22 protein-coding genes are annotated in these 18,618 nt (G+C 45.0%); 3 read left to right on the top strand and 19 right to left on the bottom strand.

Annotation, left to right across the window (positions count from 1 at the left end; genetic code table 11):
• Window positions 1-29: 29 nt before the first annotated feature.
• The 4 genes from otnI to ltnD are packed head-to-tail and all read right to left on the bottom strand — an operon-like array spanning window position 30 to window position 3,645.
• Window positions 30-806, bottom strand: coding sequence for a 2-oxo-tetronate isomerase (gene otnI, locus VER99_RS16025; RefSeq protein WP_020333746.1), 777 nt, complete (start codon window positions 804-806; stop codon window positions 30-32).
• On the bottom strand, window positions 806-1,453 hold the full coding sequence (gene otnC, locus VER99_RS16030; protein ID WP_014233919.1) for a 3-oxo-tetronate 4-phosphate decarboxylase: 648 nt from the start codon (window positions 1,451-1,453) through the stop codon (window positions 806-808). The genes otnI and otnC overlap by 1 nt, the downstream gene beginning before the upstream one ends.
• A gap of 11 nt (window positions 1,454-1,464) precedes the next feature.
• Window positions 1,465-2,721: a 3-oxo-tetronate kinase gene (gene otnK / locus VER99_RS16035; RefSeq protein ID WP_020333745.1), complete on the bottom strand. Its 1,257-nt coding sequence runs from the start codon at window positions 2,719-2,721 to the stop codon at window positions 1,465-1,467.
• A 24-nt stretch (window positions 2,722-2,745) separates the two neighbouring features.
• On the bottom strand, window positions 2,746-3,645 hold the full coding sequence (gene ltnD, locus VER99_RS16040; RefSeq protein WP_014233917.1) for an L-threonate dehydrogenase: 900 nt from the start codon (window positions 3,643-3,645) through the stop codon (window positions 2,746-2,748).
• A gap of 280 nt (window positions 3,646-3,925) precedes the next feature.
• Here ltnD and VER99_RS16045 point away from each other — a divergent pair, with 280 nt between their 5' ends.
• On the top strand, window positions 3,926-4,699 hold the full coding sequence (locus VER99_RS16045; RefSeq protein ID WP_020333744.1) for a DeoR/GlpR family DNA-binding transcription regulator: 774 nt from the start codon (window positions 3,926-3,928) through the stop codon (window positions 4,697-4,699).
• A gap of 7 nt (window positions 4,700-4,706) precedes the next feature.
• Here the strand turns inward: VER99_RS16045 and VER99_RS16050 are convergent, their stop codons facing one another.
• Window positions 4,707-5,546 carry an aldo/keto reductase gene (locus VER99_RS16050; RefSeq protein ID WP_020333743.1) on the bottom strand — a complete coding sequence of 280 codons (840 nt, stop codon included), beginning with the start codon at window positions 5,544-5,546 and terminating at the stop codon, window positions 4,707-4,709.
• Between the two features lie 474 nt (window positions 5,547-6,020).
• On the opposite strand from VER99_RS16050, the gene guaD reads away from it, so the two are divergent.
• Window positions 6,021-7,346 carry a guanine deaminase gene (guaD, locus tag VER99_RS16055; RefSeq protein WP_031779198.1) on the top strand — a complete coding sequence of 442 codons (1,326 nt, stop codon included), beginning with the start codon at window positions 6,021-6,023 and terminating at the stop codon, window positions 7,344-7,346.
• Between the two features lie 31 nt (window positions 7,347-7,377).
• Here the strand turns inward: guaD and VER99_RS16060 are convergent, their stop codons facing one another.
• A complete protein-coding gene (locus tag VER99_RS16060; RefSeq protein WP_020333740.1) occupies window positions 7,378-8,322 on the bottom strand; it encodes a carbon-nitrogen hydrolase family protein in 945 nt (314 codons plus the stop codon).
• A gap of 148 nt (window positions 8,323-8,470) precedes the next feature.
• Here VER99_RS16060 and VER99_RS16065 point away from each other — a divergent pair, with 148 nt between their 5' ends.
• The gene (locus VER99_RS16065) at window positions 8,471-9,346 is read left to right on the top strand and encodes a LysR family transcriptional regulator (RefSeq protein ID WP_020333739.1); all 876 of its coding nucleotides are present in this window, start codon (window positions 8,471-8,473) and stop codon (window positions 9,344-9,346) included.
• A 2-nt stretch (window positions 9,347-9,348) separates the two neighbouring features.
• Here the strand turns inward: VER99_RS16065 and VER99_RS16070 are convergent, their stop codons facing one another.
• The 13 genes from VER99_RS16070 to paaK form a co-directional block, all read right to left on the bottom strand.
• Window positions 9,349-9,627 carry a putative quinol monooxygenase gene (locus VER99_RS16070; RefSeq protein ID WP_020333738.1) on the bottom strand — a complete coding sequence of 93 codons (279 nt, stop codon included), beginning with the start codon at window positions 9,625-9,627 and terminating at the stop codon, window positions 9,349-9,351.
• A gap of 12 nt (window positions 9,628-9,639) precedes the next feature.
• Window positions 9,640-10,146, bottom strand: coding sequence for a GNAT family N-acetyltransferase (locus tag VER99_RS16075; protein WP_020333737.1), 507 nt, complete (start codon window positions 10,144-10,146; stop codon window positions 9,640-9,642).
• Window positions 10,147-10,209: 63 nt separating this feature from the next.
• A complete protein-coding gene (locus tag VER99_RS16080; RefSeq protein ID WP_080654293.1) occupies window positions 10,210-10,440 on the bottom strand; it encodes a cysteine-rich CWC family protein in 231 nt (76 codons plus the stop codon).
• Window positions 10,441-10,524: 84 nt separating this feature from the next.
• A complete protein-coding gene (locus VER99_RS16085; protein WP_020333736.1) occupies window positions 10,525-11,277 on the bottom strand; it encodes an SDR family oxidoreductase in 753 nt (250 codons plus the stop codon).
• A 70-nt stretch (window positions 11,278-11,347) separates the two neighbouring features.
• Window positions 11,348-11,977, bottom strand: coding sequence for a type B chloramphenicol O-acetyltransferase (catB, locus tag VER99_RS16090; RefSeq protein ID WP_020333735.1), 630 nt, complete (start codon window positions 11,975-11,977; stop codon window positions 11,348-11,350).
• 180 nt (window positions 11,978-12,157) lie between these two features.
• A complete protein-coding gene (locus tag VER99_RS16095; protein WP_020333734.1) occupies window positions 12,158-12,634 on the bottom strand; it encodes a PaaI family thioesterase in 477 nt (158 codons plus the stop codon).
• 268 nt (window positions 12,635-12,902) lie between these two features.
• Window positions 12,903-13,409, bottom strand: a complete 507-nt coding sequence (locus tag VER99_RS16100; protein ID WP_020333733.1) for a cytochrome b/b6 domain-containing protein — start codon at window positions 13,407-13,409, stop codon at window positions 12,903-12,905.
• Window positions 13,402-13,686 carry a PepSY domain-containing protein gene (locus VER99_RS16105; RefSeq protein WP_014233905.1) on the bottom strand — a complete coding sequence of 95 codons (285 nt, stop codon included), beginning with the start codon at window positions 13,684-13,686 and terminating at the stop codon, window positions 13,402-13,404. Before VER99_RS16105 ends, VER99_RS16100 begins: the two co-directional genes overlap by 8 nt.
• Window positions 13,687-13,988: 302 nt before the next feature.
• Window positions 13,989-14,753, bottom strand: a complete 765-nt coding sequence (madM, locus tag VER99_RS16110) for a malonate transporter subunit MadM (protein ID WP_014233904.1) — start codon at window positions 14,751-14,753, stop codon at window positions 13,989-13,991.
• Window positions 14,754-14,764: 11 nt separating this feature from the next.
• Entirely contained in the window at window positions 14,765-15,151 is a 387-nt protein-coding gene (gene madL / locus VER99_RS16115; protein WP_014233903.1) for a malonate transporter subunit MadL, read from the bottom strand.
• 474 nt (window positions 15,152-15,625) lie between these two features.
• Window positions 15,626-16,219, bottom strand: a complete 594-nt coding sequence (locus tag VER99_RS16120; protein WP_020333731.1) for a DapH/DapD/GlmU-related protein — start codon at window positions 16,217-16,219, stop codon at window positions 15,626-15,628.
• 26 nt (window positions 16,220-16,245) lie between these two features.
• Complete coding sequence (locus tag VER99_RS16125) at window positions 16,246-17,169, bottom strand: PaaX family transcriptional regulator (RefSeq protein WP_024372580.1); 924 nt, start codon at window positions 17,167-17,169, stop codon at window positions 16,246-16,248.
• Between the two features lie 140 nt (window positions 17,170-17,309).
• Entirely contained in the window at window positions 17,310-18,611 is a 1,302-nt protein-coding gene (gene paaK, locus VER99_RS16130; protein WP_020334282.1) for a phenylacetate--CoA ligase PaaK, read from the bottom strand.
• Window positions 18,612-18,618 lie beyond the last annotated feature (7 nt).

The following is an 18,618-nucleotide window of genomic DNA, read 5'->3' on the forward strand; positions in this document are numbered from 1 at the left end:
TCAGCAAAGCCCTCTTATATCTTTATTCTTTACAGATACGGCTTAACCCAATCGAGTCCTTCCTCTGTAGTGTTTCTTGGGTTGTATTCACAACCGATCCAGCCCTGATAACCTGAGTCGTCTAAAACACCGAACAGATGCGGATAGTTCAGTTCTCCTTCAGAAGGCTCGTGTCTTTCTGGCACTGACGCGATTTGAATATGACCCGTATACGGCGCAACCTCACGGATAAGCGTGCTTAAATCACCGTCCATAATTTGTGCGTGGTAAAGATCCAGTTGCAGCTTCACATTTGGTCGGTTTACTTGCTTAATTAACTCAACAGCTTCACGCTGATGAGCGATGAAGTAGTTGGGAACGTCACGGCTATTTAGCGGCTCGATCATGAGCTCAATGCCATGCTCAGCAAACTTGTCTGCTGCATAACGAATGTTGGCGATAAACGTTTCTACATGTTGCTCGCGAGTAAATTGCTTATCAACGATGCCTGACATCGCGTGTACCTTTTTGCAATTCAGCTTGTCGGCATACATTAACGCGGTGTCTACACTGGCTTTAAACTCATCTTCGCGGCCAGGGATTGCTGCAAAGCCTTTTTCGCCAGCATCCCAGTCACCAGGAGGCATGTTGAACAGGGCTTGTTCGAATCCAAATTGCTGCATTTTGTCTGCCAGATCCTGCACTTCATAAGCGTAAGGAAAAAGGTATTCCACCGCTTTAAATCCCGCTTGATGCGCTTTTTCAAAACGTTCCAGAAATGGTACTTCTGTAAATAGCATGGTGAGATTTGCTGCAAACTTAGCCATTATTTACCTCTCCCTTTTAGATCTTGGACTTCGGCATCTGTTAAGTAACGGATCTTGCTGTCTTTAAGAATGAAAGCCAGTTTCGCGGTTTCTTCGAGCTCTTCTGCATTATCTACAGCATCTTCAAAGTCAGTGCCCGTGACGACAGGCCCATGATTCGCAAGTAAGAATGCTCGATAGTCGCTGGCTCGTTGTGACAATTCCTCTGCAATTTGTGGGTCACCCGGACGTAGGTAAGGGATAACCGGTAGCTCACCAATGCGCATCACATAATATGGAGTAAACGCTTTTATTGCGTTGTCACGATCCAGCCCTTCCAGACACGACAGTGCGGTTAAGTAAGTCGAGTGAAGGTGCACAATCGCGTTACACTCAGAGTTGTTACGGTAAATTGCCAGATGGAACGCCACCTCTTTTGATGGTTTCTTACCTGAGATGTGATTACCATCGATATCCACAACGGATAACTCTTCTGCTACAAGGCGGCCAAATGAAGAACCCGTCGGTGTTGCCAGAAAGTGGCCATTGGGTAATTTTATCGACAGGTTACCAGCACCACCGGTGGCGTAGCCGCGCTCAAACATAGAACGCGCCAGTGTTACCATTTGTTCTCGAAGCTGTTGCTCCGTCTTAGAATTGTTGCTCATTCGTACCTCACTCATGCAAAGAATGATTGGGCTTTAGCGAAAAAGTTTTCGTCGCCAAAGTTGCCAGATTTAAGTGCCAGTGAAAGCTCACCTTCTACCGACTTAACCCAAGGAACACCTGGTGCGATTTGAGGGCCAATATGGAAACCTTTAACTTTCAGGCTTTGAGTAACGACACCCGAGGTTTCCCCTCCCGCGACAATAAAGTTCTTCACACCATTTGCTTGAAGTTTGACGGCGAGTTGGCTGAAGAACTGCTCTACCGCGTGACTTGAAGCCTGAGCGCCATATTGCTCTTGAATCGCTTTCAGAGCGCTCGCATCTGCGGTCGCGTAGACTAAAGGTGCGAATTCACTTGCGATATTTGTCATGACCCAATCGAAAACGACATCCGAGTAATCCTCATTAGTCAGACAGGCCTCAACATCGATAGCAAAATGAGGGGCTTGTTGCTTATAAACCGAAACTTGTTGATTGGTCATCACAGAGCATGAGCCAGAAAATACCACCGTTGGTGCTTTTACAGGGTTACCAGCTTGCTTCGCATCACTCTGATCTTCGAGCTGTTCAGCCCAGTTTTTAGCAAGCCCCGCTGCCAGACCTGAACCACCAGTAATAAGTTTTAGCGATTTAGCCGCTTCTCCCAGCGTAACCAGATGCTGGGCGTTGAACGCATCGACTACAGCGTAACGATGACCTTGCTCTTTGAGTTGAGTAAAACGCTGAGTGACGGCCTCTGCACCTTGTTCAATCGTTTGGAAGTTAACCAAGCCGGTTGTACCTTTTGATTGAGCATTCATCATGCGGACCAAGCTTGAATCGGTCATTGGTGTCACTGGGTGATTACGCATACCAGAGTCACTTAGCAGATCCTCGAACACAAATAGATGCCCGTTGTAGACCGTACGACCATTTACTGGCAGAGCAGGACAAACGATCGTGAAGTCTTCACCAAGTTCAGCCAGTAATGCGTCAGTAACAGGGCCAATATTGCCTTCTGCTGTGCTGTCAAATGTTGAGCAGTACTTGAAATAGAACTGCTGACAACCTTGTTCTTGTAACCACTGAAGTGCAGCGACAGAGTCTTGGATTGCTTCGTCAACAGGGCATGAGCGAGATTTCAGACTGATCACAACCGCATCCGCGTTTACGTCAATCTCTGTTGCTGGGATTCCGTTTAATTGCACAGTTCGCATGCCGTTTTCAACCAGAAAACCAGCAATATCTGTTGCGCCAGTAAAGTCATCCGCGATAACGCCTAATAACATATTTACTTCTCCACTCCAGTACGCCTACTTATCTACACCAGGTAATTCAATGCCATCAAAAATCTTGATCACCGCACTGTCGTCTTCCTGACCAAAACCAGCGTTGCTTGCGCTGACAAACATGTTTAGTGCTGCACTAGACAACGCCAGTGGAAATTTAAGATCTTTCGCTGTCTCAGACACAAGGTTGAGATCCTTAACAAAGATATCGACCATCGATTTTGGTGAATAATCGCCATCGACCACATGCTTCATACGGTTCTCAAACATCCAAGAGTTACCCGCAGCGTTTGTTACCACGTCGTACATAAGATCCAGAGGGATATTTGCGCGGGCCGCGAGTGCCATGGCTTCTGCGCCGGCAGCAATATGAACACCAGCTAATAACTGGTGGATGATCTTAACTGTCGCGCCGAGGCCAATCGCTTCACCAATGTTGTAAACTTTTGCTGCTGTGGCTTTGAGGACGGGCTCGAGTGCATCAAATGTACTTTGAGCACCAGATGCCATGATAGTCATTTCACCAGCTTCTGCTTTCACTGCACCTCCCGATACTGGCGCATCCAGCATTACCAGATTGTGCTCTGCAAGTTTTGCTTCTATTTGCTTAGCAGCATCAGCAGAAATCGTTGCTGAGACCATTACTGGCGTATTCGGTTTTAATGAAGCTGCAAGACCTGTTTGAAATAATACGGTATTTACTTGTTGTGCATTCACGACAAGGACCAGAACAGAATCCAGCTTATCGGCAAACTCCACCGCATTGGTTGAAACGGCTTTTGCGCCAAATTCCGCTAACTCTTCAAGAGCTTGAGGATTTAAATCAAAACCATAAACATCAAGACCTGCACGCACACAAGATTTTGCAGCGCCCATACCCATTGATCCTAAACCGATCACACCGACAGATTGAACTTCACTCATAGTAACAATGCCTTCTTGGTAAATATTGAACTGAATTTTGTTAATTCTTGTTTATTGGTTGTGATTATATGTGAAGGTTAACATCTGGACTCCGCTCTAAGTCACATTTTTAACAAATATTAACATTTAACTGATATTTCACTCGTTATAAGTGTAGTAACACCGTTGTTTTGAGTAAGTTCACATCCTTAACACTGTTAACGCAACATATGTTCACAGATATTCACAAAATAGAGAAAGGTTGTTAGGATACTGAAAAACAAGAACATGAAGTGAAATAATGATTCCAGCAGAACGTCAAAGAACAATTTTGTCCCTTCTATCACAGCAAGAAGTCCTCAGTATCTCTGATTTAACAGAGCATCTCGGTGTGTCACACATGACGATTCGTCGTGATATTGTGAAACTAGAGTCTTCGGGAAAAGTAGTCTCTGTTTCCGGCGGGGTGCAGCTTGCTCAGGTGCTGCATAGTGAGTTGTCACACGATGCGAAAGTAGAACAACAGGCTGATGAAAAGGCGCACATTGCTCAAATTGCCGCGACGTTAATAGATAAAGATGCCACGGTATATTTGGATGCAGGCACAACGGCGTTAAGTATTGCCCATCGAATCGTCGACCGGGATGATCTGCTGGTGATCACCAATGACTTTTCGATAGCGGCTTACCTAATGACCCATAGTCAATGTGAGCTATACCATACAGGTGGAAAGGTTGATCGCGAAAACCAATCGAGTATTGGCGGAAAGGTTGCTGAATTCCTCGCGGGAATGAACATTGATATCGCCTTCATATCGTCTTCATCTTGGAGCTTAAAAGGACTGTCTACACCCAATGAAGGCAAAGTGTGGGTTAAAAAAGCTATAGCAAAAGCGGCGCAAACAAACTACCTGATTTCCGACTCTACCAAATATGGTCGCGTCGGTAGTTTCCACGCGTTAGATATTGAGGAGTTTGATGGCATCATCACCGATCTGAACCTATCGCAAGTCGTTAAAGTAGAGCTTATGGATAAAGGTTTGACCGTGCTTGATAAATTACCCTCTCTGGGCTGACAAAAAATCATCGAATGGCAATCCTTCCCTCATGCTGGTTAACAGGTGCGGGAAAGGCTTTGTCTAGCTCTCGAATATCCTCTTCGGTCAGTACAATTTTTACTGAATCTAGATTCTCTTTCGTACGTGCAATCGAGCTGGACTTGGGAATCGCAACCACGCCTTTTTGTCGAGTCAGCCAGGCTAATGCGATTTGAGCGGCCGTCGCTTGGTGACGTTCCGCGATAGTTATCAGTTCTGGATGATGTAACAAAGCGCCCTGATCGAGTGGACAATACGCCATCATCGCCATGTTGTGTTTGTCGCAAAACGGTTTCACAGCCCACTCCGGTTCACGATGCGAAAGGTTATAGAGTACTTGATCTGTTGCGCATAGCCCAACCTTGTCAGCCGCGCAAAAATCTTCCAGCTCATCGATATCAAGATTACTCACCCCATAGTCACGAATTTTACCTTGGGTTTTTAGCTGATAAAGTGCTTCCAGAGTTTCCTCAAACGGGACGGTACCCGACCAATGCAGCAGATAAAGATCGAGATGATCCGTATTCAAACGGGTCAAGCTTCGCTCACAAGCCGCAATTACGCCTTCTCTGGAGGCGTTGTGGGGATAAAACTTACTAACCACATACAATCTGTCGCGATATCCAGCCATTGCCTCACCAGCAATACGTTCGGCTTCACCTTCGCCATACATTTCTGCACAATCGATTAACTTCGCGCCATATTCAATACCAAAGCGTAACGCGTCGATTTCCTGTTGTCGCGATCGTGGGTCCTCGCCCATGTACCAGCTTCCCAGCCCCAACTGTGGTATCACGTTACCACTGGGTAAAATAAATTCAGCCATCCCACCTTCCCTACGCTTTATATTTTGTGTCGCTCGACATTAATCCGTGCAGTCTGCGAATCACTTGATTTGGGTTACACATATAAAAATGTAGGCGTGTTCTCGCAGCTCGTAAACAAGCAATTCAATCAACCATTGCCACGATGTAATCACGCCAAGTCAATGCACCACTTGAGGTCAAAGGTTCTATATCTCTCACCAGTTTGGTTCGAATATCGACCCTATTCCGGCAACATAAATGCACTGAATCATCAATCCATATAGGAACATAGCGAATTTCCAAGCTGGCATACTTCTGGCTTAGTCACTTTGCTTTTAATGGTTTTCGGTTGTTACATACACTACTCTATTGACAAGGGCTTACACAGATAAGTCAAAAACCATGGGTATCAAACATATTCAATGGAGTGACTTATGAACCACAAATCGAACGTTCTATACTTAAAGAATACTGAACCATTTTCTTCTGACTCGATGCCGAAAACGATGGCGATACGTGCGAGCTTGCTCCACTTTCTCGAAGATCCTGCCAAGGTCACCAACCCCAAACACGCTTTTCAATATTTTGAAGACGGTCTGTTAGTCGTTGAAGATGGTCTCATCAAAGACGTGAAAGCGTTCAGCAATTCAGATACAACTCAATATGCCGACATCGTGGATTATCGCGGCAAACTTATCGTGCCAGGCTTTATTGATACTCACATTCACTACCCTCAAACAGAGATGATTGCTTCGTATGGCAAACAGTTACTCGAATGGCTAGAGAATTATACCTTCCCAACCGAGAGGCAGTTTGAAGACAAAATACATGCAAAAGTGATCTCCCGATTCTTTATTAATGAGCTGCTAAAAAATGGCACCACCAGCGCTTTAGTTTTCGGTACGGTTCATCCCGAATCCATCGACGCTCTGTTTGAAGAAGCGCTTGAGAAAAACATGCGTATTATCGCCGGTAAAGTCATGATGGATCGCAATGCACCGGACTACTTACTCGACACGCCAGAGTCCAGTTACAAAGACAGCAAGGCACTGATTGAGAAATGGCACAATCACAAACGCCTTCAATACGCTATTACCCCAAGGTTTGCTCCTACGTCGTCGCGTGAGCAATTAACAGCAGCGGGCAAACTCAAAGCAGAATTCCCAGATGTTTACGTTCAAACCCACCTCTCTGAAAGCAAAAATGAAGTGGAATGGGTGAAGTCTCTTTTCCCTGAACACGAAGACTATTTTTCTGTCTACCAACACTACGGTCTGGCTGGTGATCGCTCCGTCTTTGCCCATGCGATTCATCTCACTGAACGGGAGTGGAATGCTTTTGAGGACACGGATTCTGTTATCTCGTTCTGTCCTACCTCAAATCTGTTTCTTGGTAGCGGGCTTTTCGATTTAGAGAAAGCCGAACAGAAGAATGTACGCGTGGGATTAGGGACTGACGTGGGTGCTGGCACCAGTTTTAGCCAGTTCCAAACCTTAAATGAAGCTTATAAAGTCATGCAGTTACAAGATAAAAAACTGTCCCCATTTAAAGGATTATATCTCGCGACTCTTGGCGGGGCGAAATCACTCAGTATCGACGACAAAGTTGGTAACTTTGAAATAGGCAAAGAAGCCGATTTTGCAGTCTTAGACTGGGCCGCAACAGACTTACAACACCTTCGACAGCAACATGCGAAAAGTCTGGAAGATAAGCTGTTCGCGCTGATGATATTAGGGGATGATCGAAACGTAGATGCCACCTACGTTGATGGTAAGTTGGTCTATTCCTCCACCGATCACTTAGTGACAACACTAACCTAAAGCGAAATCCCCCATCTGATGGGGGATTTTCTTACTCGGCTTCCCTGATACGCAGAGATGTTTGCGGCGCTCGATTTACGTTGAGTGTAAATATGTCTGGGCGAGAGTAATGGCCTGCAACGTCGAAAGAGCGTCTGGCGGCAGCAACTTTATCTGTATCAATATCGCAATACAAAATCCCTTCCTCTTCATGCAATGGGGCAACTAACGTCTCCCCGCCGGGGGCGATGACGGTGGAGTCTCCGCCGTTAATCCACTCGTCTTTATCAGGATAGAGGGTTTCTTTTTCTGGGAAGTCATCAGGCAGATCGTTAACTCTCAACAAATTACCACTGCCGACAACGTAGCATCTGCCCTCTCTGGCGATATGGCGCAAGCTTTCAGTCCAGTCCGAGCCGCTGTCATAAGTAGGCGCAATGTAGATTTCGACGCCCTGAGCATAAAGCGCATAACGTGCCAACGGCATGTAATTTTCCCAGCAAACGAGTGCGCCAATCCTGCCAACCGGTGTGTCTATTACCCGTAATCCAGTCGCATCACCAAAGCCCCATACCATTCTCTCTGGGTTAGTCGGCATCAGTTTTCGATGCACATTGATGAGATTACCCTCATGACAAACCGTGATGTAAGTGTTGTATAGCGTTGTTCGGCTGACGCTGGAGTCGCGTTCATTAATGCCGCATACAACCGTGACGTGATGACGCTTTGCCGCTTCATAAATCGGCTCTAAATCCGATGAGCTTAAATCAACCGCGTTGCTCATTAAGCGTTGATAAAGACTGTCTGTTGTCCCCCAATCTTTGCCAGGGCGCAAACGCCATAACCAGACGGGATAACCAGGAATAAAGGCTTCAGTAAAAACAACAAGCTCTGCGCCGTTATTCGCAGCAGACTGAATACTTTCAACCACCAACGCGATGCTCTGCTGCTTATCTAAAAATCCAGACGCACGTTGAACCACAGCTAACTTTTTCATGACAACACCTCCCTCAGGAACTCGATTCTCACTCTATTAATGAGCAAACTTTTTAATGTGCAAGATCAGTTTAGGTGTGCAAAAATTAAAACGTTATCCCCAAAAAATGCCCATTAACTGTGCAAAAATGCACACAAGGACGGTTTGTATGAACTGGGATGATCTAAAGATATTTTTGGCCGTCGCTCGCCGTGGTTCTGTCAGTGGCGCAGGCGCTGAGCTTGGGGTACAACACTCCACCGTTTCAAGACGCCTTCGAGCAATGGAAAACAAGCTTGGCGTGCGCTTAGTAGAGCGTATGCAAGGAGGCTATGGGCTGACGCTCGCGGGTGAAAAACTCAGAGCGACTGCCGAGCATGTCGAGCGAGAAGTACTCAACGCTGAGGACATGTTGTCTGGCCAAGATAAACTTCTCAAAGGCACGCTGCGAGTGACGGTCGTTCACCACATCGCATACGCTTTTTTCCTTCCCATATTTGCTCGTTTTCACCAAACCTACCCGGACATCGATCTGGAAATACAATCTTCAAACACCTACTTGAGTATGCCGCACCGAGAGACTGACGTTGCACTGCGAGTCACTAATAATCCAGCGGAAGTACTGATTGGGAAGAAGTTAATCACTTTTGCATCAGCGATATACGGCAGCAAATCTTATCTAGAACATTTAAAGAAAACGGGCGACAAGCCAAATTGGATCGGAACTGAGTGCTGCGACTTCCACCGCGCCTGGACGAAAGAGGTTTGCCCGGAAGGAAAGCACGACTTCACCGTTGATGATACGGGATTAGCACATATGGCGATAAAACAAGGCGTCGGACTCTCTTTCTTACCCTGCTTTATCGGTGATTCTGATGACGATTTGGCTCGATACGATGAACAATTCTCTGCTTTCTATGGTCTGGATTTGTGGATGTTGCTCCACGAAGATCTAAGACATACCGAGCGCGTACGAGCGTTTCGAAACTTTGTCATTGAAGAAGTTGAGAAGCAGCGCGACAAACTAGAAGGTCGTTTGAGATAACGTTAATCCAGCAATATCTCATAATGGCGTTCTACATTATTAGTCACTTTCCCCCAATGTGACTCCTTTACCCTTACTTGGTGAGCCTCAAATGCAGCCTCATCGACGAACTCTTCGTACACATCAAATCGCAATGAGTTTTCTGCACTTTGGGTAACGCGAAATGTAATGCAACCAGCTTCTTCCAACGTCAGGCGCTTATGTTTTTCCAGTTCTTGCTTTACCACCTGCAATTCCGATTCTGGCACCAAAATATGGCCTTTCAAGATCACTTTCGACATGGATTAACCTAATTACAATAGCTTGTAGAAGTAGACTGTCGCTTCGAGTTCTCCACTAGAGCTACGCGCGAATTGAGGAATTTGTCCTGCTTCGTTATAGCCAATAGCGCGATATAATGAGGATGCGATATCACCGAGTCGCGTGTCCAATACCAGTAAAAACAAACCGATTTCTGCAGCTGTATTTTCCATCAGTGACATCAGTTTTTTACTTACCCCTTGCCCTCTCGCACTGGTTTTGACCATGAGCTTTTCAACTTCACCCCGGTGTGAGCCGTTGGCTTTTGAGCACAGAGAAAGCTGGACTGCGCCTATAACGCTTCCGTTATCGTAAGCTAAGAAGATCTTTCTGGAACCAGCACGAAGTTCCGCCTCTACCGACCGCCAATAAGCATCAACTTCCTGCTCATCAACCGGTGTTAAAAATCCGACTGACGCACCACTTTCTATGCAATCAGTAAGAAGCGCATGCAATTGAGCAACCAAACCAGAGATTGAACTGACTTCTTTTATTTCCACTTAACTTTCCTTGTTTAAACGAGCACGCTCAGTTTAATTAACAAACCGAGCGGTCAACGTGTACTAACTCTCTTTAATACTGTTCTGATACTTTAACGCGCACGCTTTGCAAATACATGCTTTTCTTCTTTTTTCTTCAGGAACTTGGGAAAGGAGCCCTTCGGGAAATTTTATCGACGGGTCGTTACACCAACACGATTTAGTGATGTCTTTATCACCTAAATTGAGACAGGAGTTCGGCTGTCCACACAGAGGGCAAACAAGCGGGTCTGGAGTGACGGATTTGATTTTCACAAGATATCCTTTAATTGACGACGCCCAGCTAAACAGCAAGTAACCAATAGCGATCAGAGGTACTAAACAAGGCTTGATTGTCGATTATAACCCACCAGCTAAATCCAAATAATTCCCCGTTGAGAATGACGACTTCTCAGACGCTAACCAATAAATGGCCTCAGCGACCTCTTCTGGCTTTCCGCCCCTTTGCAATGGAATGACACTTTTGAGCCTTTCAATTCTCTCGGGTTCTCCTCCATCCGCATGCATATCGGTATGAATTAAGCCAGGTCTCACGCAATTGACGCGGATACCCTCAGACGCGACTTCTAGGGATAAGCCTTTGGTTAATGTGTCGATCGCGCCTTTTGACGCCGCGTAATCGATGTATTCGTTCGGAGATCCAGAACGAGAAGCTCCGGAAGAGACATTCACAATCACGCCACCTACCCCGCCATGGCGCGTAGACATGCGCTTAACGGCCTCGCGACAACATAAAAAGGAACTGGTGACATTATTGACGAGTATTGCGTTAATTCTGTCTGCCGTCATATCTTCTAAACGCATCTGTGTCTTTAAGATACCGGCATTGTTCACTAGCACAGAAATTTGGCCTAACTCTTGGTCCACGGTAGAAAACAGTCGGGAAACATCCTCTTCTTGAGATACATCGGCCTGAACAGTAATGCATTTGCCGCCGTTACGGGTGATGGTTTCCGCTAACTGGGCTGCCGATTCTGAATTGGATTTATAGTTGATGCATACCGCATATCCATTATTTGCAAAAAGTTGCGCGGTCGCAGCACCAATACCTCGGCCGCCACCCGTTATGATGGCCACTTTTTGTGTCGTCATGAATCCGTCCTGTTATAAAATGATTTTATTGATCACAGCAGCCAACACTTCCTGACGCAGGGCTACTTTTCTACACGCGTATTTCATCAAGCCAATACTGATGAAGGCCTTCTATATCAGCAGAACATAGCAGTTTGATACAACCTTTTAATTGGCTATCTGACCAGTTCCACCACTCCATTTCTAAAAGCATCGCAATTTGCTCAGAAGAGAAGCGGAATTTGATATGTTTCGCGGGGTTAGACCCAACCACTTCATAAGGTGCAACGTCTTTAGTGACAACCGCTCGGCTGGCAATGATTGCACCGTGGCCAATGCTAACACCAGGCATGATCATGGCTTCTGAGCCTATCCATACGTCATTTCCCACCACCGTATTTCCCGCACGTTGAAAACCATCCACTGACTCGGCAAAATCTTCATTGTCTTGGTAGAAAAATGGAAAGGTACTTATCCAGTCGTTTCGGTGTCCCTGATTACCTGCCATCATAAAGACAGCACCTGAACCAATAGAACAGAAGCTGCCGATGATTAGCTTATCAACGTCATCTCTGTCAGGACTCAAATAACGCACGCAGTCATCAAAACTATGACCATGGTAGTAGCCTGAATAGTAACTATGACGTCCAGCGATAATATTAGGGTTAGTGATTTGATCTGTTAAAGGGATACCAGAAAATGGAGATTCAAAATAGTTCATGTTTTTGATTTGCCTTTAAAATACGTAACACCAGATTAAGGCGCTAGAAACGAATCCATTGTGTCACATCTTTACAAACTACTAAATATTGAGATGTTTACGTAGAACAGTCCAACCAGCGCGAATCCCGTACATACAGAAATGCTACGTTCTATAGATAAACCCTGTAAATTTCTTTAATCATTTCCCAGAAAACCAGCTATTAGGTACTTGAACCGCAACAACTTTGGCAGTGCAGCAGAGAACACCATCAGAAAAAAGTTCGCAGTTCACTGTCATCTTATTTCCGTTGATTTCTTCTACGATCGCCACCAACTCAACACCTTTATCAATGGGTACTGGCTTAAGGTAATTAACTTCTAATTTCCCTGTCGCGTACCATACTGCTTCACCTGAGCCAATTTCTCGTCCCTGTAACTGATAACCTTTGGCAATTGCGGTGCAAATACAATGGCAATCAATTACTGTAGAAATGATCCCACCATTTAGGAACTGTGTAGGACCGGCACAGTGATGAGCAGACGGAATAAATGTACAAGCGGATTTATTTTCCCCCACCCAATGACTCTTAATTTGTAAGCCAGACGCATTCTCTGGTCCACAGCCAAAACAGTGGTTATTTGGTATCTGATCTTGAAACGCTTTTCCCTGCTGCATACTTCCTCCTAGAACCGACTCTTATTTATTATCGAAATACTAACTAATCTTTCAGCCAGCATGTCACTTTAACTAAATTTTAACAAGTTTAGCTTCAAAAATTCAAAGGCTTATCAAAAATCAGGCAGGCTCAAATAAAACGGTGGGATCTAACAACAATCTGGTGAGCTGAGTGGAGTAAGGACGTAATCGACTCTAAGAAGAAAAGTACAGAAAGCAACTGAGGAGTGTTGCTTTCTGTGCCTCACTTTAAGACTGGCTATTTTTCTCACTCGCCAGGAAGCATATTTTGTAAGTAGGGGTGGCCAGTAATTCGCGTCATCAAAACCACAGCGCCAACATGAACGCAAACACACACGAAGGTTAAGTTGACTGCGGCCTCGTGAATTTCTTTAACCCAATCTTCTCCCCAGAACCGGTCTGTTTCCATCAGATACCCCGAGATTCCGATAGCTATCAGCCCTATCCACATGCACCAAATCATTATCGCGCCTGCAGGATTGTGACCATGGTGATCATCAACTCGGGTTTGATACACCTCTTTTAAATGCCCTATCGCTTTAGGAACGGAGGGTAAGAAGGAGGTAAGACGCGCTGGAGGTTTGGCGACACATCCCCATAGTAACCTTAAGACAACGGCTCCAACCGCAGAATACCCAACCCACTGGTGTAAAGTGCTACCGTCCTCGGTAATGAAATAGTTTATCAAGAACAAACTAGCCACAAGCCAGTGGGTGAGTTTAACGACCCGATCCCACTGAGTTTTCTTAGTCATCGACTTCCTCTTTTACTATCGTCATATCAACCGGGTTGTAATAGATTTCAACACGCTTACCACTGGTGTCGTAGCCATATAACTCGTAGCATCCTGTATCGGTTTGTTTAAACTTCTTCACTTTATAACCTTGTGACTCAACCATTTTCTGAGCCGCGTCGAATTGCATCCAGTTATCTGGGCTTTCTTCGGTACATGTTGGGTCAGAAGCATAAGCACCAAAAGAAAGTAGTCCTGCTATTACCATTGTTGAAGCTAAAAATGTTTTACGTTCCATATGATTATTCCTGTTAGTGGTAAGAAAGGTTCAAACTCGCCACCAAGATTAATCGCCATAACTTAAGAACCGCTTAAGAATCATTGCATAGAGGAAAAAATTAGCATTCGATTGAAATGGATAACGCTGGCTGGAGACTCACAGAGGATTAAATTATGGGAGGAAAAGTGGAAGGGAAACAAACGTCATCTACAAGGTAACTGCCCCATACCTTATAGATGAAATCCGTCTTTCACAGATGATGGACAAAACAATGGGTTTATTTTGTTGGTATTAGCGAGCGTTTGAATTGTTGCTAGATATTACGCAACGATACTAACGACAGCGAAGTACAATAGTGACGGACCAAGTAGACAGCCTAAAGCCGTATAAAATGCCGCTGTGATACAACCGTACGGCACCAGCTTTTCATCAGTAGCAGCTAACCCTGCGGCGACACCGCTAGACGTACCAATCAGACCGCCAAACACAATCGCAGAGCGAGGTGAATTTAGGCCGATATATGGCGCGATAAAAGGCGTTAGAATCATCACCAGAATTGATTTTACCAAGCCTGCGGCAATAGAGAGCGCCATCACTTCAGAACTTGCGCCAAGAGCAGCACCTGTCACTGGCCCCACAATGTAAGTCACGGCTCCAGCTCCAATCGTCGTAATACTTACCGCATCGGTATATCCGAACGCCATCGCAATGGCAGCACCAGAAACAAAGGACATTACCACACCCAAAATGAGCGCTGTCACGCCAGACATCCCAGATTTCTTTAGTTCATCCAATTTGACGCCAAAGCCAGTAGCAATAATCGCGAAATCACGAAGCATTGCGCCGCCCAATAAACCAATTCCGGATAAGAGTGGGATATCAACAGCTCCTTTTGTTCCCCCACTTATCGCTCCCGATACATAGGCTAACGTGAGGCCTAACATAATCGCTATCGCTGAGCCGTGAATTCTTCCTTTGGTCCACTTTTCAGATACCCAGAAAGAGAACCACATCATTAAACCAATGACCGCAAAGCCTACGATTAGCTCATATTTATTTGATACAGAGATAAGAGATTCAAACATTAGCGCCCCACTTATGCTTGTTGATTGTCTAGTTGGGACACTGAACTGGTTCCCATTTTAGTAATAACCGGTACTAACGCAAACCCAACAGCAACAGCCGCAACGCCCGCAGTAATCGCCATCGGTCCGCCGGTAATGGCACCAATCACATTTTGCTTAGCCGCCATGGCTACAACGATTGGGATGTAAATCGCGCTCCAGAACGCAACCCCTTGTTCCGTTTTGACATCGATCTTTTTATGTTTCTGAAGATAATCACTCGCAACAATTAAGATCACCATTGCGATACCAACACCCCCAACATTTGAAGGTATGCCAAGTAAAAATCCCAAGACTTGCCCTATCGCCAAGCCCGCGAGTGTACAAAGTGAAAGTAGAGCTACTCCGTAAATGATCATTAAGTCACCTCCAATATGTGATACTTTCGTTTCCAACCTCACCAATTGTTATCACATTGTTAACCCCAATCAATTAACGTATTGCCAAAACTGTTAACCTCAGGGTAATTAATTTTCAGAAAAGTAAGGTAACAATTTAATCAATAGAAACTTAATTATTATATATCAATTATTTAAATTAGGATTACGTATTGTTCCATGCTATTTAGTTGGCGAGAGTTAAAGACGTTTAAAACAAGAATTTGTGATCCACAAGAAAGTTTAATTAAACAATTTATTTACATTGGTGACGTTAATGTGTTGATTGGCTTAGACGAGCATAGACGTAATGATTAGAAAGCCCGAGTGGCTCTATGGTCTTATAGATTTTTATGAGGGGTAAATGAAGGTCCCTCTCTCACACCACTCGTAAATAGACAAGCGGTTATTGAGAGGGGCAAGTCAGTAAAGGTACTTCACAGGTATTATACGAATTTAACTAACTTTGGGTTCGTGGTTAACGTCCCAGCTTACTTGAGGCCTGTCCGTTTCAACTTCGGTCAATGGCTCGACAAGTTTGAGCTCATTAAAACAACGTTCAGCTAGGCGATGATACATATATGTGCCATGTTCTTTCCACTTAAGTTCATCATCCGAAACGTCTCTTTTGCGCTCTGCCGGACTACCTAAAATCATACTCCTAGGCTTATAGTCGCTCTTGGCTTTTACAAAGCTGTTCGCACCAATAATGGACTCCTTGCCTATACGTGAGAGATCCATGACAACGGCATTCATGCCTACCAGAGTGTTTTCACCGATATGACAACCGTGGATTATAGCGCCGTGCCCGACATGGACATTTTGTTCGAGAATGGTTTCTTTACCAGGAAAACCGTGCATGACACAGTTGTCTTGCACGTTAGCCCCTTTTTTCACGATAAGGCGACCAAAATCACCACGCAATACCGCCAGAGGGCCGATGTAAACATTTTCTTCGATAATGACGTCACCGATGATTTCAGCGCTCGGATGAACGAACGCCGAAGGGTGAATAACGGGAATAACGTCAGCAAATTGATAGATGGGCATTGTACTTCCTTGTTACAAAGCTCACTCTAGCTCAGACCACCAAAACGGATGTAGTAGTTTGGTGACGGAACAGGCAGCTTTCCGTTTGGTGTTTCGCTGCTATCCATTACGTACTTCATTGCCTTATCGTGAACTTTTCGATAGATATTAATGGTTAACTGTTCGGCCTCTTTTCGTGGCCAGTCTTCCGGTAGCAGCTCCGTTGGTAAGTCCGGATCTTTAACAATGATTCGACGATAAAAGTGAATAACCAGCAGTCTCATTTTAAACGCATCTTCTTCACTAATCGCATCATCCGTCATGGACTCTATTATTTCCCATGCTGGACGAAACAGTTCGATAAACTGCTGGTAGTCCTCTGCAATACGTTCAATATCCCATGACTGCCGAACCATATTTTTCAAGGTTTCTTCGCTTTCAGAATACAATTCAGCCTGCTGGAAAATCTTGGCGCTAGAGATGGTTTTCGTAATCTCTTGCTTAATTTCTGGCGTCAATTGCTGCAGATCAGGCTGAACGAAAAAATCCTTGTCGAACAAACCAAACCCTTTATGTTGCAGGTACCTAACCTTGTCTTTACTACTATTTGTCGGACCAAGTGACGTATGAATAATATTCCAGCGTTTGCTCCACGCTACTTTCTCTGAATGGTAAATCTTCTTGTTGGCGTGGAGCATTTCATTGTATCTAGCAGGTTCCAGATAATAATAACTCTTGCGGCCTACTTTATTGACGGTCAACCACTCATCTTTGTGCAGACGAAATACAGACGAACGCACAACGCGCTGATTCAAGCCCAGAGTTTCCATAGCTTGAATTAGGTTACCCAACCAAATTCCACCACCACACGTCCACAAATAGTCACCAAAATAGGAAACTATCAACGATGTACCGCTGACTGATTGGTGACCGGAAATTTCTTCGAAAAATGAATGTAGATCTTGGTTCAAAATAGCTCCATGTTTGGCTTTAACTCGTTTTAAATATTGAAAGCCAATCCGCTTCCCTAATTAATCTTTGTATTATTCACAATTAGGGCTGTTATACCACTCTCGAATTCAAGCTTTATCAAGAGTGGCATATTTCACGGTTAAGCTTTTGGACGCAAATCTCTCACGCGCACTGCTTTCCCTTCAGATCGAGGGATGCCATTTACCGGAAGTAAATCAATAGTTGTAGAGATGCCAATCATCGACTTGATTTGATGTTGCAAGCGCTTAGTAATTATTTCACTTTGGTCCAGATAAACATTGTCTTTTGCTTCGAGCAATACAACCAAATGATCAAGGTTTCCTTTGCGAATCACTTCGAGTTGGTAATGCGGACTAAGCTGTTCGATTTGCAAGATCTGCTCTTCGATTTGAGATGGGAATACATTTACCCCACGGATGATCAACATGTCATCGCTTCTGCCGGTAATTTTGTCCATACGACGCATCGTGCGAGCAGTACCCGGCAACAAGCGAGTCAGATCACGAGTTCGGTAGCGAATGATCGGCAGTGCTTCTTTGGTCAACGACGTAAATACAAGCTCACCATGTTCACCATCAGGCATCACGTTACCTGTAACAGGGTCAATTATTTCTGGATAGAAGTGGTCTTCCCAGATAGTTGGACCATCTTGGGTTTCTGCACACTCCATCGCAACACCCGGCCCCATTACCTCAGAAAGACCATAGATGTCGAGAGCAACAATACCTAAGCGTCGTTCGATCTCTTTGCGCATCTCATTTGACCATGGCTCCGCACCGAAAATACCTATTTTAAGAGAACAGCCTGATGCGTCACCACCGTAATGCTCTTCCAATTTATCCAGCAAGTTGAGACAGTAAGAAGGTGTCACCATGATGATGGTCGGCTTAAAATCTTCAATCAGTTGAACTTGTTTTTCGGTTTGTCCACCGGACATAGGAATAACCGCAGCACCGAGTCGTTCTGCACCATAGTGCGCGCCTAAACCACCAGTAAATAATCCGTAACCGTAAGAGATATGGATCAAATCTTTCGCGCTACCACCCGCGGCACGAATCGAGCGAGCAACAATATTTGCCCATGTATCAATATCATTTTGCGTATAACCCACAACCGTTGGCTGCCCGGTCGTACCAGAAGAGGCATGGATACGAGCCACGTCTTCCATCGGTACTGCAAAGGAATTAAAAGGATAGTTGTCTCTCAAGTCCTGCTTGGTGGTGTAAGGAAACTTATTAATGTCTTCGAGACATTTAAAGTCTGATGGATGCACCCCTGCTTCATCAAACTTTTTGGTGTACATCGGTGAGTTTTTGTAGGCATGTTCAAGCGTCCACTTCATGCGTCTGAACTGGAGTTCTCTTAACTCCTCTACAGAAGCGGTCTCAATCGCGTCCAGCGTATTTGAATACTTAATCATGTGTCGA

Source organism: Vibrio natriegens NBRC 15636 = ATCC 14048 = DSM 759, from assembly GCF_035621455.1.
GTDB lineage: Bacteria > Pseudomonadota > Gammaproteobacteria > Enterobacterales > Vibrionaceae > Vibrio > Vibrio natriegens.